This window comes from Leptospira paudalimensis (assembly GCF_026151345.1).
In the GTDB taxonomy this organism is placed as follows: domain Bacteria; phylum Spirochaetota; class Leptospiria; order Leptospirales; family Leptospiraceae; genus Leptospira_A; species Leptospira_A paudalimensis.
In genome coordinates, this window is the sequence record NZ_JAMQPR010000001.1 from 404359 (window position 1) to 428361 (window position 24003).

General features: G+C 37.9%; 22 protein-coding genes. 16 read left to right on the forward strand and 6 right to left on the reverse strand.

All coding sequences use genetic code 11. The features are described 5' to 3' along the window. The first annotated feature begins 87 nt into the window (after positions 1-87). The 3 genes from dnaE (at position 88) to ND855_RS01920 (ending at position 6658) form a co-directional block, all read left to right on the forward strand. Entirely contained in the window at positions 88-3585 is a 3498-nt protein-coding gene (gene dnaE / locus ND855_RS01910; RefSeq protein WP_265356940.1) for a DNA polymerase III subunit alpha, read from the forward strand. A gap of 5 nt (positions 3586-3590) precedes the next feature. Continuing rightward, on the forward strand, positions 3591-4697 hold the full coding sequence (locus ND855_RS01915) for a helix-turn-helix domain-containing protein (RefSeq protein WP_265356941.1): 1107 nt from the start codon (positions 3591-3593) through the stop codon (positions 4695-4697). Positions 4698-4768: 71 nt separating this feature from the next. Next, positions 4769-6658: an AMP-dependent synthetase/ligase gene (locus tag ND855_RS01920; protein WP_265356942.1), complete on the forward strand. Its 1890-nt coding sequence runs from the start codon at positions 4769-4771 to the stop codon at positions 6656-6658. Between the two features lie 40 nt (positions 6659-6698). Here the strand turns inward: ND855_RS01920 and ND855_RS01925 are convergent, their stop codons facing one another. Then, positions 6699-7613 carry a M23 family metallopeptidase gene (locus tag ND855_RS01925; protein WP_265356943.1) on the reverse strand — a complete coding sequence of 305 codons (915 nt, stop codon included), beginning with the start codon at positions 7611-7613 and terminating at the stop codon, positions 6699-6701. A 45-nt stretch (positions 7614-7658) separates the two neighbouring features. Here ND855_RS01925 and ND855_RS01930 point away from each other — a divergent pair, with 45 nt between their 5' ends. From ND855_RS01930 to ND855_RS01945, 4 genes are read left to right on the forward strand one after another with little or no spacing between them, the layout of a single operon-like run. Next, on the forward strand, positions 7659-8576 hold the full coding sequence (locus ND855_RS01930) for a sigma-70 family RNA polymerase sigma factor (RefSeq protein WP_265356944.1): 918 nt from the start codon (positions 7659-7661) through the stop codon (positions 8574-8576). A gap of 36 nt (positions 8577-8612) precedes the next feature. Further along, positions 8613-9323: a hypothetical protein gene (locus ND855_RS01935; RefSeq protein WP_265356945.1), complete on the forward strand. Its 711-nt coding sequence runs from the start codon at positions 8613-8615 to the stop codon at positions 9321-9323. Positions 9324-9335: 12 nt separating this feature from the next. Next, positions 9336-11153 (forward strand): CHAT domain-containing protein, encoded by a 1818-nt coding sequence (locus ND855_RS01940; protein WP_265356946.1) that lies wholly within the window; start codon positions 9336-9338, stop codon positions 11151-11153. Further along, a complete protein-coding gene (locus tag ND855_RS01945; protein ID WP_265356947.1) occupies positions 11150-11890 on the forward strand; it encodes a hypothetical protein in 741 nt (246 codons plus the stop codon). The genes ND855_RS01940 and ND855_RS01945 overlap by 4 nt, the downstream gene beginning before the upstream one ends. Positions 11891-11896: 6 nt before the next feature. Here ND855_RS01945 and ND855_RS01950 read toward each other — a convergent pair whose 3' ends face one another. After that, positions 11897-12163 (reverse strand): sigma-54 down-regulated protein, encoded by a 267-nt coding sequence (locus tag ND855_RS01950; RefSeq protein ID WP_100717631.1) that lies wholly within the window; start codon positions 12161-12163, stop codon positions 11897-11899. A 122-nt stretch (positions 12164-12285) separates the two neighbouring features. On the opposite strand from ND855_RS01950, the gene mtnA reads away from it, so the two are divergent. Both mtnA and msrA read left to right on the forward strand, forming a co-directional pair. Next, positions 12286-13359 carry an S-methyl-5-thioribose-1-phosphate isomerase gene (mtnA, locus tag ND855_RS01955; protein ID WP_265356948.1) on the forward strand — a complete coding sequence of 358 codons (1074 nt, stop codon included), beginning with the start codon at positions 12286-12288 and terminating at the stop codon, positions 13357-13359. Beyond that, positions 13356-13868, forward strand: coding sequence for a peptide-methionine (S)-S-oxide reductase MsrA (msrA, locus tag ND855_RS01960; RefSeq protein ID WP_265356949.1), 513 nt, complete (start codon positions 13356-13358; stop codon positions 13866-13868). Before mtnA ends, msrA begins: the two co-directional genes overlap by 4 nt. A 33-nt stretch (positions 13869-13901) precedes the next feature. On the opposite strand, the gene ND855_RS01965 is transcribed toward msrA, so the two are convergent. From ND855_RS01965 to ND855_RS01980, 4 genes are read right to left on the reverse strand one after another with little or no spacing between them, the layout of a single operon-like run. After that, positions 13902-15383 (reverse strand): DUF342 domain-containing protein, encoded by a 1482-nt coding sequence (locus tag ND855_RS01965; protein WP_265356950.1) that lies wholly within the window; start codon positions 15381-15383, stop codon positions 13902-13904. A 52-nt stretch (positions 15384-15435) separates the two neighbouring features. Beyond that, positions 15436-16473, reverse strand: a complete 1038-nt coding sequence (locus ND855_RS01970; RefSeq protein ID WP_135595088.1) for an alpha/beta hydrolase family protein — start codon at positions 16471-16473, stop codon at positions 15436-15438. Between the two features lie 6 nt (positions 16474-16479). Further along, on the reverse strand, positions 16480-16995 hold the full coding sequence (locus ND855_RS01975) for a chemotaxis protein CheX (protein ID WP_265356951.1): 516 nt from the start codon (positions 16993-16995) through the stop codon (positions 16480-16482). Further along, complete coding sequence (locus tag ND855_RS01980; RefSeq protein WP_265356952.1) at positions 16996-18162, reverse strand: hypothetical protein; 1167 nt, start codon at positions 18160-18162, stop codon at positions 16996-16998. 77 nt (positions 18163-18239) lie between these two features. On the opposite strand from ND855_RS01980, the gene ND855_RS01985 reads away from it, so the two are divergent. The 7 genes from ND855_RS01985 (at position 18240) to ND855_RS02015 (ending at position 23985) form a co-directional block, all read left to right on the forward strand. Continuing rightward, on the forward strand, positions 18240-18980 hold the full coding sequence (locus ND855_RS01985) for a class I SAM-dependent DNA methyltransferase (RefSeq protein ID WP_135595082.1): 741 nt from the start codon (positions 18240-18242) through the stop codon (positions 18978-18980). 43 nt (positions 18981-19023) lie between these two features. Further along, complete coding sequence (gene lpdA, locus ND855_RS01990; RefSeq protein ID WP_265356953.1) at positions 19024-20451, forward strand: dihydrolipoyl dehydrogenase; 1428 nt, start codon at positions 19024-19026, stop codon at positions 20449-20451. Positions 20452-20496: 45 nt separating this feature from the next. Then, positions 20497-21204, forward strand: a complete 708-nt coding sequence (locus tag ND855_RS01995) for a YqjF family protein (RefSeq protein WP_265356954.1) — start codon at positions 20497-20499, stop codon at positions 21202-21204. A 171-nt stretch (positions 21205-21375) separates the two neighbouring features. Continuing rightward, positions 21376-21720, forward strand: a complete 345-nt coding sequence (locus tag ND855_RS02000) for a winged helix-turn-helix domain-containing protein (protein WP_265356955.1) — start codon at positions 21376-21378, stop codon at positions 21718-21720. Beyond that, on the forward strand, positions 21707-22255 hold the full coding sequence (locus tag ND855_RS02005) for a hypothetical protein (protein ID WP_265356956.1): 549 nt from the start codon (positions 21707-21709) through the stop codon (positions 22253-22255). Before ND855_RS02000 ends, ND855_RS02005 begins: the two co-directional genes overlap by 14 nt. Before the next feature lie 113 nt (positions 22256-22368). Continuing rightward, the gene (locus ND855_RS02010; protein WP_265356957.1) at positions 22369-23022 is read left to right on the forward strand and encodes a hypothetical protein; all 654 of its coding nucleotides are present in this window, start codon (positions 22369-22371) and stop codon (positions 23020-23022) included. A 195-nt stretch (positions 23023-23217) separates the two neighbouring features. Then, positions 23218-23985, forward strand: a complete 768-nt coding sequence (locus ND855_RS02015) for a hypothetical protein (RefSeq protein WP_265356958.1) — start codon at positions 23218-23220, stop codon at positions 23983-23985. The last annotated feature ends 18 nt before the right edge of the window (positions 23986-24003 follow it).

A 24003-nucleotide genomic window follows, 5' to 3' on the forward strand; every position in this document is an offset into this window, starting at 1 on the left:
TTGGCAATTTGGGCCAAAAAAAATCGGAAATCCTTCCCTTGGGGCGCTTTACGTACGGGGGCATCGGCTTTACTATGTCACTAAGCCATGGAAGATTTTGCCCACCTGCATCTGCACACTACCTATTCCATGTTGGATGGTGCCATTCGAATCAGTGATTTGATGAAACGAGTGAAAGAATTGGGAATGAGTTCTGTCGCCATCACTGACCACGGCAACATGTATGGTGCCATCGAATTTTACAAAGAGGCAGTGAAACACGAAGTCAAACCCATCATTGGTTGTGAATTTTATGTGACTCCTTCCAGAAGCGCAGAAACCGAGTTAGATGAAATTGCTGATGGTGGAGCTTATCACATCATCTTATTATGCAAAAATGAAATTGGTTATCATAACATCATCAAACTTGCTAGCCGTTCGTTTACAGAAGGTTTTTATCGCAAACCACGTATTGACTATGATTTATTAGAACGACATAGTGAAGGCCTTGTTTGTTTGACAGCTTGCCTTGCAGGAGAAGTGAACCGGAAAATCCTGGAAGGCAAAGAAGACAAGGCGTATGCGTTAGCTGGTCGATTGCATGAGATCTTTCGTAAAGAAGATTTTTATATGGAAATCCAAGACCATGGAATTCCAGAACAAAAGATTGTTGCTGAAGCTGTCATTGGTTTTTCCAAACGAACTGGTATCCCACTTGTTCTCACAAATGATTCACACTTTTTAACAAAAGATGATCGAGAAGCACAGGACATTTTATTACGCATTGGAATGCGCAAAAACATCGATGATGAAATGCGTTTTGGGTTTAATCAAAATTTTTATGTAAAATCTCCTTCAGAGATGAAGGAACTTTTTCCCAATCATTTGGATGCATATTATAATACACTTGCCATTCGTGATAAATGTTCTTTGAATTTCCAATTTGGAAACCCATTACTTCCACCTTTCGAAGTACCACATGGGTATGATACAGACAGTTATTTAGAGAAATTGGTTTGGGAAGGAATTCAGGAAAAATACAAAGAAATCACACCCATTGTCAAAGAAAGAACTGAATATGAAATGCAAACCATTCGAAACATGCATTTTGCAGGATACTTTCTCATTGTTCAAGATTATATCAATTTTGCAAGGCGAACAGGAATCCCTGTAGGACCTGGTCGTGGTTCGGCAGCAGGTTCCATCATCGCATATGCACTTGGAATCACAAATGTAGATCCAATTCGTTATAATTTGTTATTTGAACGATTTTTAAACCCAGATCGTAAGGATATGCCTGATATTGATACTGACTTTTGTGTAGAACGTCGCGAAGAAGTGATCAACTACATCAAACATAAGTATGGTGAAAACCGAGTCGGCCAAATCATTACATTTGGATCCCTTGCTGCAAAAGCGGCAATTAAAGATGTGGCTCGAGTTTTTAATGTACCATTTTCAGAAGTGAATGAGATGAGTAAGTTATTTCCTAAAAAATTAGGAATTACCATCCAGGAAGCAGTTGAAACTTCAAAAGACTTACGTGATGTCGCAGAAAAATCTGATCTCAATAAAAAAGTATTTTCCATTGCTCAAAAATTAGAAGGTAACTATCGTCAGGTGGGAAGACACGCGGCTGGAGTTGTCATTGCACCAACTGCATTAGAAGAAATTGTCCCATTGTCAACGGTTAGTGAACCGGGACGTGATGGGCGTTCGATTGTTACACAGTACGACAAAAATATGTCGGAACAAGTGGGACTTATCAAAATGGATATTTTAGGTTTAAAAAACTTAACTACCATCCATCATGCAACACAATTGATTCAAAAACGACATGGTATCAAACTAGATTTGGATACCATACCACTCGATGACCCAGCTACTTTTAGTTTATTGCGAAAAGCGAATGTGTTGGGTATTTTCCAGTTGGATTCTTCCTCAGGAATTCGTGACCTTTTTGCAAAAGCACAGGTGCAAAAATTTGAAGAAATTGCCGCCTTGCTTGCGTTATATAGACCTGGTCCCATGGGATCAGGGATGTTGGATGATTATTTAGATCGTAAAAACGGAAAGAAAAAAGTAATTTTCCCACATGAAAGTTTGGCAGAAGTCCTCGGCGAAACTTATGGTGTTGTTGTTTACCAAGAGCAGGTAATGGGTATCTCAAGGATCATGGGTGGATTCTCTGTGGGAGACTCGGATGTTCTTCGTAAGGCGATGGCTAAAAAAGATAAGTCCAAACTTCCTGCCTTAAAGGAAAAATTTGTAAAAGGTGCCATCGAAAAAAAGATCAACGAAAAGTTAGCAACCGAACTATTCGAACAATTAGAAAAATTTGGTGAGTATGGTTTTAACAAATCCCACTCGGTAGCCTATGCATTTGTGACATACCAAACTGCATACCTGAAAGCGAATTATTCCATTGAATACCTAACTGCCTTATTATCGGGAGACCATTCAAAGATCACTGATGTTGTGAAATACATCAATAATGCAAAAGATATGGGGATCAGAATCTTGGGTCCAGATGTAAGAGAATCGGGAATTTCATTTGAGATCACAGATGACAAAACGGTTCGATTTGGATTGTCTTCCATCAAAGGGGTGGGAGAACTTGCCGCAGAAAATATCATCAAAAATCGAAATGAACTTGGTGGTTACAAACAACTCAGTGATTTTACAAAAAAATTAGATACTCGTCTTGCGAATAAAAAAGTTTTGGAGTCTCTCGCACAAGGTGGAGCATTTGATTCTTTTGGTTATACGAGAAAAACAATTTTTGAATCTACAGATATCATACTAAACTATGCCAACAAAAAACAAGCTGAAGAAAAGGAAGGCCAATTTTCTTTGTTTGGTGGTGCAAATGGTGGAACGGAAGAAAACTTAAATTTACCTAAAGATGGAATTGAGTGGAACGGAGACGAACTTCTTCGTCGAGAAAAAGAAACTACCGGTTTGTATTTGTCTGGGCATCCACTGGATAAATTCACAGAACAACTCAAAAGTCTAAACCCAACTTCCATTGAAAATTTAGAGGAAGTTCGACCGAAATCTAAAGTGGAAATTGCTGGTGTATTATCCAAAAAAGTTGTTAAACTTACAAAGAAAAAAGAAGAATTTGTTAACTTTATGTTGGAAGACCAAACTGGTGAAATTGAATGTGTGGCGTTTCCAAAAACTTACGCCGAATACAAGCATCTTTTCACTGAAGACAACACAGTATTTATCAAAGGAATTTTGGAACGGATTGATGCCGACGAATCAGAGTTAAAGGGTCAAATCATAGTTAATAAACTAGAAGAGCTCAATTCCGTTACGATTGAGAAAAAAATGGAAAAAACCCTCCATTTAACCATCAATATGAAGGAAGAAAAAAATCGAGATGTGATTTTGAAACTCCAAGATATACTTTCCGTTCATAGAGGTGCCTCTTCAGTATTTTTTCATTTGATTGGAAACGGTGACGAAAAAAAAGTCATACGTGCTCACGATCATTTTTCCATCGAAATCACAACAGATCTGATGAAGATGTTAACAGATATATTAGGAAAAGGTGCTGTGCGTTATACTGTTGGGGAAGAAGTGAGAGTTTACGGGTAATTCCTGTGGGAACAGAATCTATTTCCCTCGTTTTATTATTAGAGTTTTTATGGATGGGATCTGGTGCCATATTTTGCCTCATTTGGGCATTATCTAACATAATCAAAAATCGAAAAAAATCAGATCTGCTTTGGTCATTTATTTTGTTTTCTACAGGCTTATGGTTGTTAACTGGAGCCTTTATGTTTACAGGATTTTATTACCAACTTCCTTCCATAGTTTTTATCCACATTCCATTTGTATTTTTATCAGCCTCCTTTTTGTATCTTTATTTAGAAAATTTATTTCTAGAGAAAAAAATCAATCTACATTGGATTTGTTTTTTACCTTCTTTGGTTTCCATTGTATTCCTAATTCCATATTACTTGGAATCAGATATAGAAAAAATAAAAATTTTAAACACGATTACAACTAGTGAATATGGAAGTATATTATCTGGCCTTAATTTTGGAATCAAACTTTCCGTTTTAATTTCTGTAGGAATTTTTTTAATCCGCGAATGGATACCAAACGTACGTTTGTCTGTCTTTTTTACGAAACGTGCCATTTATTCTTTGGTTTTTATTCTTTTGATTTGGATGGATTTACTGGTAGGGAGTATCGGTTTTGGATTCCAAATTCCATTCTTTCGGAAATTGAGTGCATACCTATTGCCAACTCTTATGTATTTTTATTTTTTTACTCGTGAATTTTGGGAACCCTTTGTTTCTGATGTACGTGATACAATTCAAAAAAATAAATATGAAAAATCGAAGTTGTCTTCTGTTCCAATTGAAATAATCGATCAAAAATTATATGAATTGATGTTGGAAAAAGTTTTCTGTGATGAGGACTTAAGTTTATCTAAATTGGCTGAGTTAGTTGGAGTGAAGTCAGGACAGTTGTCTGAATACTTTCATAAACGATATGGTTTTGGTTTTTACAATTACATCAACCAGTATAGGATCGAAGAAGCAAAACGTTATTTATTGGAACCCAAAGAACGAACCATTTTGTCCATTGCCGATGCGGTCGGTTTTAATTCCAAATCCACTTTCAATCGTGTTTTCTTAGAGAAGGTGGGAGTGACGCCAACAGATTTCCGAAAACAATCAAAACATTCCGAACCATAAGTCTCAAAGAATTCTAGAGGACGACAAACGTTTTTGTATCGATTACTCTTGTATCCAAAAGAGGAATATCGATGCGAACCATGATAGATTTTTATCTAGATCTCCCAAAACGATTTGGGCATAAAAAAGCGTTTGGAACCAGATTGGGTCCAGGTGTTTACCAATTCAAAACCTATATGGAATTGTTAAATGAAGCAAAACATTTGGCATTAGGACTGAGTGAAACTTTGTCAGAAAGAGACAAAGTCGCTATTTTTGCTGACAATTCTTATGAATGGATCCAGACGAGTATTGCAACAACTCTCCTTGGCGCAATCGACGTACCACGTGCTTCGGATGTTACCGACCAAGATATATTATACATTCTCAATCACTCTGAATCCAAAATACTTTTCGTAGAAAATGAAACTGTATTTGAGAAAGTGATCAGGTTGGAAAAAGATTTAGAATTTCTAAAAGAAATCATTTTATTTTATCCACCAAAACAAAACAAAGAACTCAAATCCAGAAAAATTAAAATCAAAACCTTACAGGAATTAGTGACAATAGGAAATCAAAAAAGAAAAGAAGATCCTTCTGATCAAATATTTTTAGAGAATACGATCAAAGAATCTGATTTGTTTACAATGATTTATACATCAGGAACAACGGGAACTCCGAAGGGAGTGATGTTAACTCATGGAAATATTTTGTTTCAACTGAGGAACTTACCATTGAGTTTAAAAAAAGGTGATAAAACACTTTCGATCTTACCCATTTGGCATATTTTCGAAAGGATATTTGAAATCTTTAGTTTATCGTATGGAGCTTGTACTTATTACAGCAGTGTTCGTACACTCAAAGAAGATTTAAAATTTATAAAACCCAACTTTATGGCTTCTGCACCAAGGTTATGGGAGAGCATTTATGGTGGAATCTTAGGTACTTTAAATAAATCTTCACTAGTCAAACAAAAGATGTTTCAACTTTCGATGTACTTTGCGAAACGTTTTTTTCATTCAAGACAAGTCATTACTGGGAATGTACTCGATATCCATCCAATGGTGATATGGAAACAAATCATACGCTTTGTTTACCATTTGATTCGATTCTTTGTCGTGTGTTTTCCATATTTTATTTTTGACTTTTTAGTTTTATCCAAAATTCGAAATGCAACTGGAGGAGAACTCAGAGGTTCCGTATCGGGAGGAGGCGCACTACCATTTCATGTTGATGAATTCTTCAATATGATTGGTATTCCTGTTTTGGAAGGTTATGGTATGACAGAAACTGCACCAGTACTTGCCATGCGAACCTTTGAGGAAATCATTCCTGGTTCAGTTGGAAAAATATTTCCCAAAACAGACCTACGACTTGTCGACTTAAACACTGGTGAAGTTTTCCTAGATACTGAAATCGGAAAATATGTGTATGGAAGAAAAGGGGAAATTCACGTTAAAGGAAAACAGGTTATGGCAGGTTACTATAAAAACCCTGAAGCAACAAACAAGGTGCTCGTAGCAGGATGGTTGAATACTGGTGACTTAGGAATATTTACTTCAAACCATAACTTACGTATAGTAGGTCGTTCCAAAGAAACAATCGTGTTGCTCGGAGGAGAAAATGTGGAGCCAGTACCGATTGAATCTAAAATTTTAGAATCTGAATGGATTGACCAATGTATGGTTGTTGGGCAGGACCAAAAATTTTTGAGTGCAATGGTGTATCCCAATCTAAATCGATTTGAAACAACGCCAGGAAAAGAATTTTGGAAAGATAAAGATGTGATCCAAAAAATGGAATCAGAGATCAAATCAAAGATTAATTCTCAAACTGGATTTAAATCGTTTGAACGAGTGGTTGGTGTGATTGTGATCCCAAAACCATTTGAAGTAGGTGATGAGCTTACTGCGAAGTTATCACTCAAACGCCATGTGATCACAGAAAAATATAAAAACCAAATCCAAGCTCTTTACGAGTGATTGGCTTTCTTGGATATTTGAATTGGAGTTTGGTGGAGGGTTAATTTCCTCCACTGATCCTTGTGATGTTAATACTGAAGTTTCTTTCTCCTTCATGACCAGAAAAATCTTTTGTTTGCACTTTGATTGTATTTTCGCCGGCTTTGAGATTCAAAACTCCTACCAAATAACGGTCTTTAAAGAATAAATCATCAAAACTATGGCCATCTTTTGTTTTCCACTTGGAACCATCAAATTGAAGGGATTCAAAATTTGCCACTTTGTATGTTTCACCATTAAATAAGTATTTCACTTCTTTGATACCTCTTCGTTGGCTATTTTTGATCCCACCATCAATGATACTTACTGTTAGCGGAAAAGCTTTGGATACATTGATATTGTCTCCATCATTTAGATTGGTATAATTTTCTCCTACATGGATGAACAAATTGGCAATTTGAGGAGGCATATTGTCTTCGACGGGAGGTAAATAGGAGAGAGGGTCGAGTAAAATTTTTCCGTAGTCTTTTCCTAGAACAAAGTGTAAATGTCCACCGGTTGAGTGACCTGTGTTACCTGAGATTCCAATTGTATCACCCGCCTTCACTGGTTTATGGTTTTTGACGAGTTCGTTCCTTGTTCCACCTAAGTGGTAATAACCGCTCACATAACCATTTTTATGTGCAATCCAAACAATATTTCCTGAACCTCTTTCATCCTCAAAAGGATTATCTTCCGCATAACGAGAGTACAAAATGAATCCATCTCCCATGGAACGAACGGGTTGTAAGACTGAGGAAATGTCTAATCCATTGTGAAAGTGGTCTTTTCTCGATTCACCAAAGGTACTCGTGATTAGGGAGGAGAGTTCCAAACCTTGGATAGGCCAAACAAAATTAAGTTTCCCTTTGGACTTCTGTCCCTCAGCGAAAATAAAACTTGCCAGAAGAGTCAAAATCACAACAATACGTTTCATGTTATTAGAAGTCTTGGGGTGGGTTCCTTTTTAGGAAAGTAGTTTATGGAACAGACTTCTTATTCCACCGAAGAAATTTTGGAACTTGTCAAAGAATGTGGGACTGGCAACGAAAAATCCCTACAAAAGTTTTTTGATCATTATTCCCAAGATATTTATAATTTTCCCATTCGAGTCTTTCATCTAACGGAAGATGATGCTTCCGACTATTATATTTATGCGTTTGAGCGACTCAAATCTGGCAAACGGTTCAAAAGTTTTGTTGGGAAATCGAGTTTTAAGACTTGGTTTTTTTCCGTACTCCGAAACCTACTCATTGATTGGCAACGCACCAAACGTGAGGTCAAAACCCAGACAGTTTCCAAGGTCAATAAGGAAGGGAAGGAATACAGCACAATCGAAGACGAACCCGATAAACGTGCGGATGCCCTTGCCCATGCGCTTGATGTCTCCGACCAATTCCAGTCCGTACTTTCCACAATTAAAATGGAAAATCGAATCGTATTCAAATTATCTTTTGTGTACTACCTCCACCTAGACCCTGAAGAAATATTGTACATCGCGGAAAAAACGACCCGACCTGAGGAAGAGATTCGTTCTGAAATTTTGTCACTACGAGAAGAGTTGTCCAACCGCGAGGAGGAAAACCTCAAGATGGAGGACAAAATCACTTCCTTGTATTTGAATATTCTAGATTTAAAAGAGCAGAAAAAACAAAAGGCCCAGGGAGATTCGGTTGAAGCACAATATTATAAAGAACGATTGGACCATGCCCTTGCGAAGAAGTACGAACAGCGAAAAAAACTAATCGAGAAAAAACAAAAAGGCCACTTCCTCGTTCGTACCCCTTACCGGGAAATTGCCCGAATCTTAGGGATTTCCGAAGGTGGGGTGAGTGTCACCCTGCTCCGTGTACTCGAAAAAATACAAAAAAAAATGCATTCTGTAGCGGGAGAGTCGTGATTTCCTTCGTCATACATTATACCGTGGAGGGGCCACATGGAAAATCAGGACTTTAACGCAGAATCATTGGAAATTGCTAGGGAATTATTCCTAAAGGGTGCATTTCCTAGTGAGGCTGAGTTGCAAGATCACCCAGACCTTTGGGATGCATACTGGTTCTGTGAGGAATCCTTTTTTGCAGAATTGAGAAAAGAGGTATGGAAGGAAGATGCGTTAGCTGAGACCTTTCTCCTCCATAAAGCTGAAAACACTGTTCACCGTGCGCAACTTCCTTTCCCAGAATACTTAAAAGAATACACGCGAAAACATTTGTCGAGCCCTGAGACAAAAGACAATTTGATTGTCCGCCTAACACAATCAGGGATTCGTGTGATTGATAGTCTCATAGAGTCGTTCCAGATCCGAGAGACAATGGAATTGGCTCCGATGATGCGTTCGGCATCCGCTGATGTACGTTCAGAAAATACAAATTCTGTTATTTTTGAAGAAACCACAAAAGAAAACCAAAAGTTCTATTACCAGATCGTAAAAGAAAATGAGACAGAAGTTTACCTTTCCGTCAAAGCGGAAGGAAGTTCTGGGTTCCAACAAGTAAACCTTCGCAGGGATGGCAGGTTCATTTTATCCAACAAAATCAATCTGGATGGCAGTGCTAGTTTTTCGGGGTTAACCCCTGGTAGTTACACCATAGAGTTTGTGGGTCCTAATCTTTCAAAATCGTTTGACTTGTCCATTCTCCTTGGATAGCTTCATGGGAGAATGCTCTCTCTCATCATAGATCGTGTTGGAAATGTCAATATCTTCAATGTTTTAGAGGATAATCTTCCTGTAGAAGAATCCCACATACAATCTACGTTAGATGATGATTTGATTTTAGAGTATTTGGGTGAAGTGGAACGTCTTGTCCATGTTTCCCAATCCGTATTGTCCAAACCCAACCAAATATTAAATGTTGATATTTTACAGGATCTGAAAGTACTCGGGGAAACATTTTTCCAACAGTTTTTCCCGACCTCTATCATCGAAAAATTAAAAAACACAAACAAACATAGTATCCATTTTAATATTGATCCAACACTTGCTCTTGTTCCTTGGGAATTATTACATGATGGAACGAGTTTTCTCTCTGACAAATTTCGAATTGGAAAAACGATTCGGGGTGGTCTACATCGTTCCACTCATAAAGAAAATCGTAAAATCAAAATGCTCATCATTGCAGATCCAACTGAAGATTTGCCACATGCTCAAAAGGAAGGTGAGGTTTTATTTTCAGTTCTCAGTCAAAAGGTACCTAACCATCTCCTCGAATTAGAATTTATAGGTGGGAAACAGGTCACCAAACTCAAGTTACTTTCTCTTATCAAAGACAAACATATCATCCATTATTCAGGCCACTTACATTTTTCCGATGACTCTCTTGAAAATGGTTGGTTATTGTCGGATGGTAAAGTTCTCAAGGCACGTGAAATTAAATCAACAGGTATTGATACTGATTTAGTATTCTCTAACTCTTGTATGTCGGCAAAATCTGCAGGTAAAAAATTAAATACAAATATTTTAAACCAATATGCAGGTGCTTTCTTGACTGCAGGAATCAAAACATTTGTAGGAACAAATTGGGAAATTTTAGACAATGAAAGGACAATTGATTTTACAGTAAGATTTTATACATATCTATTTTCAGACAAATCTGTTGGAGAGTCCTTGTTCTTATCGAAAGAATTTGCAAGACGTAATTACCATGCGAATGATTTAACTTGGGCTAATTATTCTTTATATGGGAATCCTGATTTTGCAATGTTTGTGAAAGAACGTAGGAATTTTCATTCAGCAAAAATTTTAAATCCAACTGCTGTATTAGAGTTTTATCCAACTCCAATCGCTGCTTCTTATTCCAAGTGTAATCATTTAAATAAAAACAAAACAGTTGATAAAACAAATCTCCTCAATTTGATCCGATTGTTTGAATCGATAAGCCAAGTGGTTGGAATGATTGTTTTTAGTGATCATGCTGCACACGCAATGAACAAATCCATACCTAATAATTTGGATGATGCTGTTACACTACGTAAATGGTGGGAACTTGTTTATAGTTGTGTATGGGATTTTCAAAAATTAAAGATTACGAGTATATTTGATTCTGCTCTTCCCGTTTTACACGAACAAAAGGAAACCATTTTTAAAATCTTAGGATGGTTGGAAGTTTGGGAAGAGAGTGATATCAATGCGGAAGAATTAGAATCTTACCAAATCATTCTTCAGTTTTTTTTAGAGAATATGTTGTTGGAATTTGCTGAATTAGAACGAATCAGTATCTTACTCGTTTCGGAGAACAATAACCCACATTTTTATTTTAAAGGGATCAAACCATCGTATTTGTATCCGACTTCCCACGGATCTCGTGAAAAACTTTTAGAACAATTGTCACATCACAAAGGAAACTTAGTGTTGTTACACGAAAGCAGAAAAATGGTAATCCCTTTTCAAACTTATTTTAAAGAGAAAAAGGAAACTGGTGAATTGGAACTTGTATTCAATGGTCTCATTCCGTTTGTAATCGGAGCTAAACAGAATTGAGTTTATGCCATCCAGAACGAGGGAATGTTTCCTGTGGTGCCTGTTGTGGACTTTTTAATTTAAAACTTACAACCAAAGAATTCAAAAATTTACTCTTAGAACGAACAACTGAATTTCATAACACTGTCAATTTTGATATCAGGCATACATTTCCCATCTACCGAAAAGAAAGAGAAACCAAAGAGTCAAATCTACCTAAAAAAGATGAAATGACATACAATTGTCCTTTTTTGGGTTATGTAGACGACACCAAACAAAGAATAGGTTGTATGATCCACCCTATATTTACAGGAGATCCCAAAAGCCAAAATTTTTCATTTTATGGAACATCCATTTGCCAGGCTTATGACTGTAAAACAAAGGAAAATGCACTCGCTGAATTGTGGGAAGTATTGTTTGTCGAAATTGCGAAAGATTCGATCGAATATTCTTTTTTATCCGCTGATCATATCTTTACATATGCAGTTGAGAAATTTTTTGCCCATTCCGATCATAACGTCGAAGAAATGTTCCAAACCTTTCGATTGGAACTTGTAGAATTGTTTCGATTACGATTGGTTACATCCATTCAAAAAAATTTCACATCCTTTGAAATCAATTACGATGCTTTTTTGACCTTGGAGTCTGTTTGTTTGTATTTCGAGTCGGAATTAGGAATGGATTGGATTCGTTGGAAGGAAGAGTGGGAAAAGAAAAACCCGAATAGAGGTGAAGTATCCGGGTTTTTTGATAAGTGATTTGGATTATGCTTTTGAAGTAACAGTTGCTACTTTTGCTTTTGCTTCCGCAACAACAGTGTTAGCTTTTCCAACGATGGTTTCTACTTGAGAAAGACCTTCTTGAACGTATTTTCTAAGGTTTACAGAAATTTCGCTTTGGTCTTGAGCACCTTTCGCTGCTAAGTTTTGAAATTCTGCATTGATGCTAGAGAAAGCCTTTTCAGCTTCTACTTTTGCAGTGTTTACTGCGCCTAAGATAAAGTTTAATCCGTCTTTTACTTGTTGTTCCATTTTCATTTCTCCTTTTTTCGGTTCTCAGTTGTGCAATGCACTATTCCTTTTTGTGCGCTGCACAGAGATCCGTCAACCCGTTTTTTCATTTTTTTCCTGCATCGCACAAAAAAAATGGAAAGATGCCCCAACCGGAATTTTTACCCATCCAGTGGAAATCCACTTATCTCTCCCTACTTGACCAAAGGGCCTTGCCAGGCAAAAAAGAATTTTTAGAAATTAAGACTGTTGAAGAAACAATACTTGCAATTCGTGAAATGGCTGTTAGGGGAGCACCTGCAATTGCCATCACTGGTATTTTTGGTCTCACTCTTGGTGCCAAAAAAAAATCAGGGAAAGTCGATTCACAAGAGATTGATTCTCTCATCAAACAAGTGTTTGAGTCGAGACCAACTGCGGTGAATCTAAGTTTTGCATTACAAGAAGCAAAAAAACGAGTGGAAGCAGAAACTCTTTGGGAATCCGTACAAACAATTTGGGAATCGTATGCACTAGAAATGATGGTGGATGATCTCAATGCCAATCAAACCTTGGGAAAAAATGGGGCAAATTTATTTCCCAAAAACCAGGAAGAGTTTCATATCATTACCCATTGTAATACAGGTGCGTTGGCAACAGCAGGTCATGGAACAGCACTTGGGGTAATCCGAAGTCTACGTGACTTGGGAAAAAAGGTTGTTGTATATGCTGATGAAACAAGACCATTTTTACAAGGTTCAAGGCTCACTGCTTTTGAGATGATGGAAGAAGGGATCGAATGTTATATCATCACAGATGGAATGTCTGGATGGCTCATGAACCACAGGAAAATTGATGCAGTCCTTGTTGGTTGTGATCGTGTTGCGTCGAATGGAGATACGGCGAATAAAATTGGTACATACAATTTAGCAATTGTTGCCCACGAACATAACGTACCGTTTTATGTTTGTGCAACAAAGGACAGTTTTGATCTCAATTTAAAAACGGGCGAGGAGATCCCCATTGAAATGCGAAAGGAATCAGAAGTAACTCAGTTTGATTTTTTAAAATCTCCGGAGGGAAAGTATTTATTTCCGGAGGGGAAAACCTCACCCGTTGGTGCAAGAGCTCTCAATCCATCTTTTGACATCACAAAGGCCAAATTTATCAAAAACTTTATTACAGAATTAGGATGTTTTGTACCTGGAGAGATTCCCATTCGTCTAAAGAAAGTATGACGGAAAAAGCGATTTTAGGTGGTGGGTGTTTTTGGTGTACGGAAGCAGTGTACTTACGCATCCAGGGTGTAATTTCTGTAGAATCTGGTTATGCAGGTGGTCAAACACCAAACCCAAGTTATAAGGAAATTTGCACAGGAACCACCGGTCATGCCGAAGTGATCCAAATTGAGTTTAACCCAGAAGTGATATCCTATTCCAAAATATTGGAGATTTTTTGGGCCTCACATGACCCAACCACACTCAATCGGCAAGGGAATGACGTAGGAACACAATACAGATCTGTGATTTTCTATTTGAATGAAAAACAAAAAGAACTCGCAGTCGAATCCAAAAGAAAACATGCTTATATGTTCCCTGATCCCATCGTCACTGAAATTTCGCCAGCTCCTACTTTTTACAAAGCAGAAGATTACCACCAAAATTATTTTACATTAAACCCACAAAATCCGTATTGCCATTATGTGATTTTCCCAAAATTGAAAAAATTGGGACTAAAGTTAAATTGATTACAGTGCGACTAATTCAGGTTAGCTGACTTATCATTTGCCTTTAAAGGCTGTGAGCATTGCTTTGTCTTGGTTTGGAAAAAAGTTCATTACAAAAGCTGATTGTGCTTTGGTGATTTTTTCCACTTGCCTTCTGTATTTGATGACAGCTCCAGGGTGAGCAGTGTTTCGTACTACCACTTTTACATTGTCTTGGTTGTAACGAGCACCTTTTAGTTCTTCAATTTTTGATTTGAGTAACTCAACAGTTTTGTTTTTTTTCTGATAGGCATCAAAGATTTCTTTGAACTTTTCTTTTCTGGCATCATCAATTTTTCCACGAGAACGTTGTACCACTTCTTTGATCTTTTGGATTTCAGGTACAAGTGCTTCCAGTTCCTTTTCCATATCGGAAAGGCGAGAACTCCCTTCTGTAAGAAGTCGGTCATTTTTATAATGGAATCCAACTTCTACAACTGTGTCCATTTGTGCTGAGGAACCGAGTGAGGAAACGGTGATTCCTTGGTAGGAAATTAAATCACTTCCAATGATAGAAGAGGATTCCCCAGTTAAGATGATATTCCCCAAACAAAGGATTCTACTTCCTAAAATAAAGTTTTCGATGATACAATCGCCATCAATTTCAAGGTTAGCATTTTCAACAAACTTTGCACGAAGATCACCTTTGATGCGGATCACTCCCTTACCTTTTGCTTTCACTCCACCTTTGACTTCTAAATCTTCACCAACAACCACATCAGATGATTCAACGTTTCCATCTAAATAAAGGGAACCTTGGCAGTTGACAATCGCACCTTCTTCAATGGTTCCTTTGACACGGATGGTACCTTCAAAATTGATATTCCCTGTTCCTAATCCAATATTACTTTCAATATTTAACTCAGGAGATACGGTAAGAGAAGTGTCTGTTGAAAATACCACACCACTTAACGTGGCAAAGTATTCTTTGAGTTGTCTACCTGGTTTTTCAGGGTCATCAATGGTTTTAGGCAAAACATTTTTACCCAAGGTGAGCCTTGGTCTGTCAATAGGATTCGGGTAAATTGGATTTCCAAGGACGTCTGTTCCTTGTTCTCCCGCCACCCCTTCAAATAAGGTAGCAAGTTTTTCCCCTTCTTTTACGTGAACATATTTATTGATATTACGAAAATCAGCCGAACCATCTTCTTTTAAAACAACTCGTTGGGCTCTTGGAAAATAAAACTTAATCCAACCACTTTCCCCTTGTTTGGCGGGAATCCCTTTCCCAACAACAAACGTAAAATCCTCTTTTACCTTGGTTGGATCCTTTAAAATTTTATCAATTTCGAGGGCAGCTAGGTCCACATCTTTCATCAAAATGCGGTCTCTATGAATGGACGCGTTATCTAGTGCTTCATAAATGAGTATATTGCTCATAGAGCCACCTAACAGCCAAACTGGTTTGACTAAGAGAGTGGCTGTCAAACGATCCTCGGAGATTTGGATCTTGAGTCCTCGTTCCGGATTGAAGTCCGGTGCATTTTTTACGTCCATTCTGACTATAGTATCGGCAGGTTTTTTAGGAGAATCGACAATTTCTGTAGTGCTATTGGTCTAACCAGTGCAGAAAACTTCCAAAAGTTTGTAAGAGAGCAGGGACCCCAAAAATTTGGGAATGGAGAGGGAGACTGTCTCCGTGGGTAAGGGCAGTGGAAGTCCTGTGGACATAAGGGATCCCTTTCCCTTTGAGGAGGAGGGCCAGTTTTTCCGATTCTTCGGCCGAGATGACGGGGTCTGTTTTTCCATGCAGAAGGGAAACTGGGCCACTTAACATTTCCAATTGGTAAAAAGGAGAAAGATTTTCTGGCATTTTTTCGGGAACTGTGTCCAAAACCCGTTGGGCCAAACTGATCCGAAAGGTTCGATCGTTGTGGACTTGGTCAAAAAATTCTTTCGCAAGTTTCGAAGATTTGTTTAAATACAATTCGGACTTGGCATTTTGCCCTGTTCGTTTGAGTCCATTGTCTAGGGCGGCTTCATAATACACGGACTCAAGTTCTTCTGCGAGTTCTCGTTCGAAACGGTGGAGCATATTATATAAAATAACATACACAGCGTACGGATCTACTTCGTAATGAGAGAAAACAAAAGGAACTGCTTCCAAAAAGTTACAATACCCACCTATGAGCATACTCGATTTGATTTTATCACGAGTATTGGATCTGGAAGCAGCAATGATTCCCATTCCCGCAGAAAAACTAGCAGATAAATACCCTAAGTCATTACCGTTAAACAATTGTTTGTTTGAATAAATCTCTAACATCAAATTTTGAATATTGGAGATGGTAGTTTCTTCGATTTTTAATCCTTTGACTTCCGGAAGTTCTGGTAATATGACACTATGCCCAGTGCTTGCGATGTTTTCTGCTAAGTCGATGATCCTTTGGTCATCAATACCCATGGCACTCATTCCATGTTGGATGTAGACACCAGGTAAGGATGTTGGATCAGTGTACTTCGGATAAAAAAGAAAACTACGACGACCCGTTTCGGATAAAGTGAATTCTTTTCGTTCGAGAGATTTTTTTTGTTTTAGTCCGGCATAACTCAAAATTAGAGGGAGAGCCAAAACATAGGGTTTCATTCGACTTTAGTTTTGGGGAGTGGGAAATTTTTCCAACAATAAAATCAGGTACAATCTTCCCATGTATTCATCCCCACGTCGGTCTTTTAAGTTAAAGATGAGAATGTATTGGCGAAAGTGTTTCAGTGAAATCGGAACTAGTTTGTGATTTAAATTTTCTGGTGGCAAGATATCAATTTCGTAACGACCAAGACGCATTTCTGTAATCAATTTACCTGCAATTTGATTGGCAAATTCCATCATGATGGACGATGAGTGGGCTCTAGAAGTTGGATCAATTTGAAAGGCTTTGGCTATTTTCGGTAAAAGTTTGAGTTTAGTATAACCATCGAGTGCTAAATAGAGTTTTCCATTGATATCACCCACAAATTCTACTAACGTACAATTTTCGAAACATAGTCCTTCATTTTTGGAAGGACCATATGCTTCTCTTTCAGCAAACACGAGTAAGGTTTTGTAAAAGTGGTCCGGTAATACTTGTGAAACCGTTAAAATGAATTTTTCATCAATGAGTGGATCCATTTAAGCTGCGTGGTAGAGGATACTCTCTTCTAAAGAACTATATGCTTTTTTGATCCAAGCATCAAACCTTAAATCAGGTATGAGTGGATTGGAATAACCTAGTGCCACTTCGGAAGGGTAACCCAATTGGTCTAGTTCCTCAATGAATTGTTTGAAAAAAGAAGAAAAAGATTCTAGTCGTTCGTTGGGAATGAGAGCTGCATATAAGTCTTCTTCCAATTGGAAAAGTCCAAGGCCAAGTACAGATTGTTTGATTCCCATATGGTTGAGTCCGATGGCAAGTTCCGATTGGAAGTTGGTATCAATGAACTTAAATAAAACCAAGGTCTTTTTTTCAGAAGCCTCAAAGGAAGCTTTTGCCATTTGGTAAAAATGGGAAACCGTATATAGTTTTGTGAACGGGTGTTTGGTGACTTTTGCGTATTCACGTTTTGCCAGTATTTTTTCAGACAAATTGGTTGTTTCTTCCCAAAACACTTGGATGTCTTCGTTTGACCAACTTTCTTTGGAAGTAAAACATAAAAATCCAAATAAATTCGCGTTGATGGTTAATGGAACATATAACTTACGTTTGTTTTTGGAAATCACAGGTAGAGATTCTCTAATTTGGTTTTCTTCCCATTCATTCCATTCAACAGGATTATCATCTGTTTCGACTAACATTTCTGACTTTTGCCAGTAACATTCTTTAAATTCTTTTCCATCAAAGTATACATATTGGATGGAAGAGAGTTTGGGGCTAGCGAAGGAAAACGGAAATTCCTTTACCGTATCACAAAAAAGATTTCGTTCTTCCAATCGAACCGATTCTCTCGCAAAAAAAATAGGGTCCACTTTCCATAAGATTTCTTTTGGTTTTGGTTCTTCTGTTACATCATTGGAGGCTTCCTGCGTTTGTGTAACTTGTGTATCAAAAACTCCTTCCGAAGCAAAAGTTTCCTTTGATTCGTTCAGTGGACTTACCTTTGTATTGGATAAGACATCTTTGCTTGATGCACTAGTTTCTGGAGAATTGGTTAAGGACTGTAAATCCAAACTGTACAAAAAGAGAGTGAGGAGAAGGCATGAAACTGTGAGAAGAGTGAAACTCACCCAGGAAAAGTAAAACAGGGTTTGTAGGGTCACACCAATGGCAAAAAAAATAATAGGAATTGTATATCGTTTCATGGTACCTTAGCCGTTACTCAATATAACGGGTAAAATGGGGATTCGCTAAACTGATTTTCCTTTTCCGCTAGGGGCAAATGAAACTCTATTCCGAATTAGCAGAATACTATTTTACCATCGAAGAACCTGGCCGAAAGTTTTCGGAAGAAATCCTTTTCTTAAGAGAAACATTCAAGCGACATAAAATTTATACTGTCCTCGACATTGGGTGTGGGACAGGGGAACACATCAAAGAATTACAAGGGATGGGTTTCAAACCACATGGAGTAGACGGATCACCCCGGATGCTCGAGATTGCAAAAGCAAGATTTCCACATTGTAGTTTTGAACTTGGAAAAATGGAAAACTACGTCGCCAAACAACCTGTTGATGGAGTGATTTGTTTGTATGGAACATTTAATTATTTAGTAAATGATGATTTGGTACAAAATTTCCTACGAAATTGTTATAAAAACTTAAAACAAGCTGGGTTACTTGTTTTGGAAATTTGGAATGCAGATCCCATCCACCGCATCAAACGCAAACCCATCACCACTGTAAGCAATGTAAGACAAGGGACAACATCCATACGAAGGAACCGCGGATTTCGGTTAACAAGGGCAGATGACATTGCCATCGTAGAAGTGAATTATGTTTATAATTTAAACCAAAAGGATTTAAAAGACAAACATACCATGCGAGTGTTTCATTTCCCACAAGTCAGGAATTTCTTAGACGAAAACAAATTTGATATCTTAAACGTGTATAGCAATTACGACGGAGAAAAGTACATCAAAACAGGCGCAAGGATGCTCATCGTCGCCAAAAAGAGGTCTTGACTTTCTTTTTTTAGTACGGTATCTCATTCTATCGGGAGAACGTATGTCCAATTCAAACCATTTCCAAGTGATCGTGATTGGAGGAGGGCCAGGTGGTTATGTCGCTGCTATTCGCGCTGCCCAACTCGGTTTACAAACATGTGTTGTCGAACGCGACAAACTCGGTGGAGTTTGTTTGAATTGGGGTTGTATTCCCACCAAAGCATTGTTAGAAAGTGCACATGTTTTAGAACATTTAAGAGAAGCGTCTAAATTTGGAATCTCGGCAGACAATATCAAAGCCGATTTTGAGGCCATCATCAAACGTTCACGGTCAGTGGCAGACCAAATGGCAAAAGGTGTTGAGTTCCTCATGAAAAAAAACAAGGTCACCGTGGTAAATGGTGAAGCAAGTTTTACAAATGCAAAAACCATAGAGGTGAAATCCAACACGGGTGAAACTTCATCCCTTACCGCAGATTATTTTATATTGGCAGTAGGTGCCAAAAACAAATCCCTACCTTTTTTACCTTTTGACGGCAAACGAGTGTTATCTGCAAGAGAAGCCATGGTGGAACCAAAGGTCATTCCCAATTTAGCCATCATCGGTGCAGGTGCGATTGGTGTTGAATTTGCTGATTTTTATGCAAGTATGGGATCTAAAGTCACCATCATCGAATACCAAGACCACCTACTTCCGAATGAGGACAAAGAAATCTCTGGGATACTCGAACGTAGTTTTAAAAAACGAGGGATTGAACAGTATTTGAGTTATGGTGTGGAGACAGCAACTGTTTCTGAGAAAGGCGTTGAACTCACGTTACTTGATAGAAATTCCGCTAAAAAAGAGAAATTAAACTTTGATAAGGTGATTGTGGGTGTGGGGATCACTCCAAATACAACTGCCATTGGCCTCGATGCGATTGGAGTGAAATTAAAAAATGGGTTTGTGGAATATGTAGGAAACTATAGATCCACCATAGATCATATTTATGCGATCGGTGATTGTATTCCGACACCTTCGCTTGCCCATGTGGCAAGTGCGGAAGGGATTCGTGCGGCAGAGGACATCTCCATTCGTATGGGAAATCCTCATCACATCCAAATCCAACGTTTGAATTATGCATACATACCAGGTTGTACGTACTGCCATCCAGAAGTGGCGAGTGTGGGTCTTAGTGAAGACAAAGCAAAAGCAATGGGACACGACATTAAGGTAGGTAAATTTCCGTTTACTGCGAGTGGACGTGCCCAAGCACAAGGGGATACAACGGGAATGGTAAAAATTGTGTCCGATGCCAAACATGGTGAAATTTTAGGAGCACATATCATTGGGCCTGGAGCAACTGAACTCATCGCAGAACTGACACTAGGTGCCAATATGGAAATTACTGTGAGGGAACTTGCCAATACCATCCATGCTCATCCCACACTTGCGGAAGGGATTATGGAAAGTGCTGCAGCAGTACTTGGTGAGGCGATTAATATTTAAGAGAGTGTGTAAGGGAATTAGAATCCACCCACTTGTGAATTCTATATGAAAGAACCTATCCAGACGATCTTACATACAGTTGGCCACAGGCCATGGCCCATTCCTAACCCTTCCTGGTTTTGGTACCAAGAATGGAACGAAGTTATTTTTTTGCATTACCAAGTGAATGGGAAACGGTTACGAGAACTTGTTCCTCAGCATTTGGAATTGGATCAGTTTGATGGCGAACATTGGGTATCAGTAGTTGCCTTTACTATGGATCGAGTACGTCCAAGGTTTACCTTCCCCATCCCATTCCTTTCCACTTTTCATGAAGTGAATCTACGTACCTATGTGACACGTGATGGCAAACCTGGTGTGTATTTTCTCAGTATTGAAGCAGAAAAAATCCTACCAACAATTTTTGCGAGGTTGGCTTCGGGACTACCATACCAACATTCTCCGATCATTCGGACAAACGATTCTTACACATTGCGTGGGAAACGTTGTGAGATTGGAATTGAATTTTTAAAGAAAGACAGAATCGACTTTCCCTCTCCCAAAGAACTTTGGCTTACGGAACGGTATTCATTGTACAGAGGGAAAAACCCAGAGGAAACAGCAATGGATGTGCACCACAAACCTTGGGAATTATTCCAAGTGGAATTTTCGAAACTAAACCTTCGTTATGCGGCCTACGATGGGTTAGTCAATTTTGGGAATCCAAACCTAAGCCATTATTCTCCGGGAGTGCAGGTACTCGCTTGGTTGTGAAAGAAATGGGAAGAGGTTTCGTAAGCCACACCCGGTCCCAAAATTACTTCGCAGTTTAAAGTTGTGCTATTTCACTAATCCCGATATGATATCGCACTCTATGGACTAGTTTTTAGCTTATATCGACTATTTTTTAGTTGATAATCATTGGTAGATTGATACAAATTAGCAATGATCCTTGATGGAATATTTGGAAATAAAACTGCATCGAGAGTATTGTTGCACCTATTTCATTACAATGAAATTCATTCGGCCGCAATTGCGAAAGACTATGGCGTAGCATCTACACCTATCCGAATGCAATTGGAAAGATTCGAAAAAACTGGTATCATTGTTGCTAAAAATGTAGGAAGAACCAGGGTTTTTTCCTTTAATCAAAAATCCCCTTTCGTTAAACCAATAAAGGCTATTCTAGAGATATTTTATCATTCTTTAACAATGGAAGAAAAGGAAAAAATATTCTCCACAAGAAGAAGACCTCGCGAAAAGGGAAAACCAATTTATGGAAGAACCTAATTGGTTAGAAGTTAATGAGGAAGAGCTTTGGAAATTTGTTGGATGGCATCTTGCATATCAAGGAATCCAATCGGTTTTAGTTGGAGGTGCAGTTGTTGCTATCTATTCTAAAGGTGCATATCGTTCCGGTGATTTAGATTTAGTTGAACCTCTATTATCAAAATCATCTGAAATTCAAACTATAATGGAAAGCATAGGTTTTAAAAAAGTAAATCGCCATTTTGTTCATCCAAAGTGCAAACATTTATACATTGAATTCGTTTCTGCACCAGTATCGATTGGAGATGATTATAAAATTGTTCCAGATGAAAAAGAATTTCATGGTAAAATTCTAAAGATTTTGTCACCTACTGATTGTATTAAAGATAGACTTGCTTCTTACCTACATTTTAACGCACGTGAATGTTTAGACCAAGCTTTACTCGTTGCAAAGAATCAAAGATTTGATTTACAAAAAGTGAAAGAATGGTGTTTGAATGAATCTAGTAATGGAAAAGAAGTTTTTGATGAGTTTGTAAATCTGTATCATAAATAAATTCTTACCTAGGAACTTGTCCGATCCCCGTGAATATAATTCGAGAATATTTCAAGTTAATCAAAAATCAGATTTAGTTTCGAAACCTAACTATAAATAGTAAACAAAACAAAGTGAAAAAATACCTATCCATTTCCTTTTCTCTCCTAACCCTTCTTCTGTTCCAATGTTCGACTTCCGATCCCAAAACGTTGGAAGCAGATGTGTTGACTGACACAAATTACGGATACTTTCGATGGACCAATTCCATCCGAGATGGTTATGTAGTGGTTGAGACTAAAGTATTCCAAGATCCAAAGGGATGCCATGGGGAATACAATTGTTCATCTCAGGACCATATCAAAAAGTTTGTGAATCTCCGGCCGTCTGATCCTTCCTTTGCGATCCCTCTAAAACTAGGAGAGTATTATGCGATCACAAAACTTCGGTATGGTGATGTTTCCTTCTTTCGTTGTAAGGTAAGTGATCTAACAATTTATCATGGCTTTCAATTTAGAGAACCCTATGATCCAAAAAATCCAACGGTTCCTTACACCTCGAACACATGTGAATTTTTAAGGGAAGACAAAGTGGTTTGCCCTTCCATTCAGATGACGAAAAAAAGCATTCAGGAAATTAAACTGTCAGAAGGTGAGACCAGAGGGAAATCAATATCGTTTCGGCATCTTTTGGAACCGAATATTCTATTATCCACAATCAGTTTGTTCTATTGTGGGCCGGTATTGAGCCAGATAGATTTTTTTACGGTAGAGGAGAGAAGGTATTGAGAAGGGGGGTGAGTGATCGGGGAATGTATCGTCTCAATGGCAATTGCAATGCTCCAAATGAATATTGAAGCAACGAATGTTGATTTGATTCACTGACTTCTTTAAAAACCCATCGCTTCCTGATTTTAGAATAGACTTTAAGATCTGTCAGTTGTAGTTTATCCCTCGGACATTCCGAATCAAAGGGAAATAAAAATGAAATATCCATTGCAAAGGGCACTATCCTTTTTCTTCGTCTGTTTTCTCACAACTTGTTCTACAACTTCAGAAAATATAGCGAAAATGTCGGATGAAGAACTGATCCAAGAGTTATCCTCTCGGTCATATCGTTTTTATTTGGAAACAATAGATGCAAAAAATAAAGTTAAAATTCCCGCTATAAAAATGAACGGGAAGGGGCAATACTTGCCTGGAGACTTACTAAAAGTTTGTTCAATTAAAAAATTGAAATACTTGTCGATCGAGTCAGGTGAATTGCCTGATTTCAGCCTTGAAGAAATTCGGGCATGTAAAAATTCTAACGTAGATACAATTCTAATAGACAATATCAAACTAAATAATTTTCAGATTTGTGAAATTGCGAAAGGTTTGAAGGCTCCAAAGATAAGAATTGATTTTAATTATATTCCTTTGACAGATTCAGAACTTACTTGTGTTTCACAAATACAAAATTTGGATACTTTTATCGTTTGGGAAGGTGCCAAAATTACTGATGAAGGAATGTGCCAATTTTCTCAGAATGCAAAAAATCTTACATTCCTTCGAATGGATGATATTGATTTTCTAACAAAAAAAAGTACGGATTGTATGTTAAACCTACCCTCTCTCAAAGACGTTATGTTAAAAAGGTGGAAACATGTTCCTGAGAGCCAAATGGAGAAGTTTGTCTCTGCCTATGAAGCAAAACACAAACGAAAGATTGAAGCCTCCATTTACGATCCAGTTGGTTATGAAAAACCATAATCGGTTTAGAATATTGTC

Coding starts and splice junctions, on each gene's coding strand:
- ND855_RS01935 (WP_265356945.1), top strand. CDS start 8,613: ATGGAAAATCAGGACTTTAACGCAGAATCATTGGAAATTGCTAGGGAA.
- ND855_RS01985 (WP_135595082.1), top strand. CDS start 18,240: ATGAAACTCTATTCCGAATTAGCAGAATACTATTTTACCATCGAAGAA.
- msrA (WP_265356949.1), top strand. CDS start 13,356: ATGACGGAAAAAGCGATTTTAGGTGGTGGGTGTTTTTGGTGTACGGAA.
- ND855_RS01920 (WP_265356942.1), top strand. CDS start 4,769: ATGCGAACCATGATAGATTTTTATCTAGATCTCCCAAAACGATTTGGG.
- ND855_RS01970 (WP_135595088.1), bottom strand. CDS start 16,473: ATGAAACCCTATGTTTTGGCTCTCCCTCTAATTTTGAGTTATGCCGGA.
- ND855_RS01940 (WP_265356946.1), top strand. CDS start 9,336: ATGCTCTCTCTCATCATAGATCGTGTTGGAAATGTCAATATCTTCAAT.
- ND855_RS01925 (WP_265356943.1), bottom strand. CDS start 7,613: ATGAAACGTATTGTTGTGATTTTGACTCTTCTGGCAAGTTTTATTTTC.
- ND855_RS01930 (WP_265356944.1), top strand. CDS start 7,659: ATGGAACAGACTTCTTATTCCACCGAAGAAATTTTGGAACTTGTCAAA.
- ND855_RS02000 (WP_265356955.1), top strand. CDS start 21,376: ATGATCCTTGATGGAATATTTGGAAATAAAACTGCATCGAGAGTATTG.
- dnaE (WP_265356940.1), top strand. CDS start 88: ATGGAAGATTTTGCCCACCTGCATCTGCACACTACCTATTCCATGTTG.
- ND855_RS01995 (WP_265356954.1), top strand. CDS start 20,497: ATGAAAGAACCTATCCAGACGATCTTACATACAGTTGGCCACAGGCCA.
- ND855_RS01975 (WP_265356951.1), bottom strand. CDS start 16,995: ATGGATCCACTCATTGATGAAAAATTCATTTTAACGGTTTCACAAGTA.
- ND855_RS02005 (WP_265356956.1), top strand. CDS start 21,707: ATGGAAGAACCTAATTGGTTAGAAGTTAATGAGGAAGAGCTTTGGAAA.
- lpdA (WP_265356953.1), top strand. CDS start 19,024: ATGTCCAATTCAAACCATTTCCAAGTGATCGTGATTGGAGGAGGGCCA.
- ND855_RS01950 (WP_100717631.1), bottom strand. CDS start 12,163: ATGGAACAACAAGTAAAAGACGGATTAAACTTTATCTTAGGCGCAGTA.
- ND855_RS01965 (WP_265356950.1), bottom strand. CDS start 15,383: ATGGACGTAAAAAATGCACCGGACTTCAATCCGGAACGAGGACTCAAG.
- ND855_RS02015 (WP_265356958.1), top strand. CDS start 23,218: ATGAAATATCCATTGCAAAGGGCACTATCCTTTTTCTTCGTCTGTTTT.
- ND855_RS01980 (WP_265356952.1), bottom strand. CDS start 18,162: ATGAAACGATATACAATTCCTATTATTTTTTTTGCCATTGGTGTGACC.
- mtnA (WP_265356948.1), top strand. CDS start 12,286: ATGCCCCAACCGGAATTTTTACCCATCCAGTGGAAATCCACTTATCTC.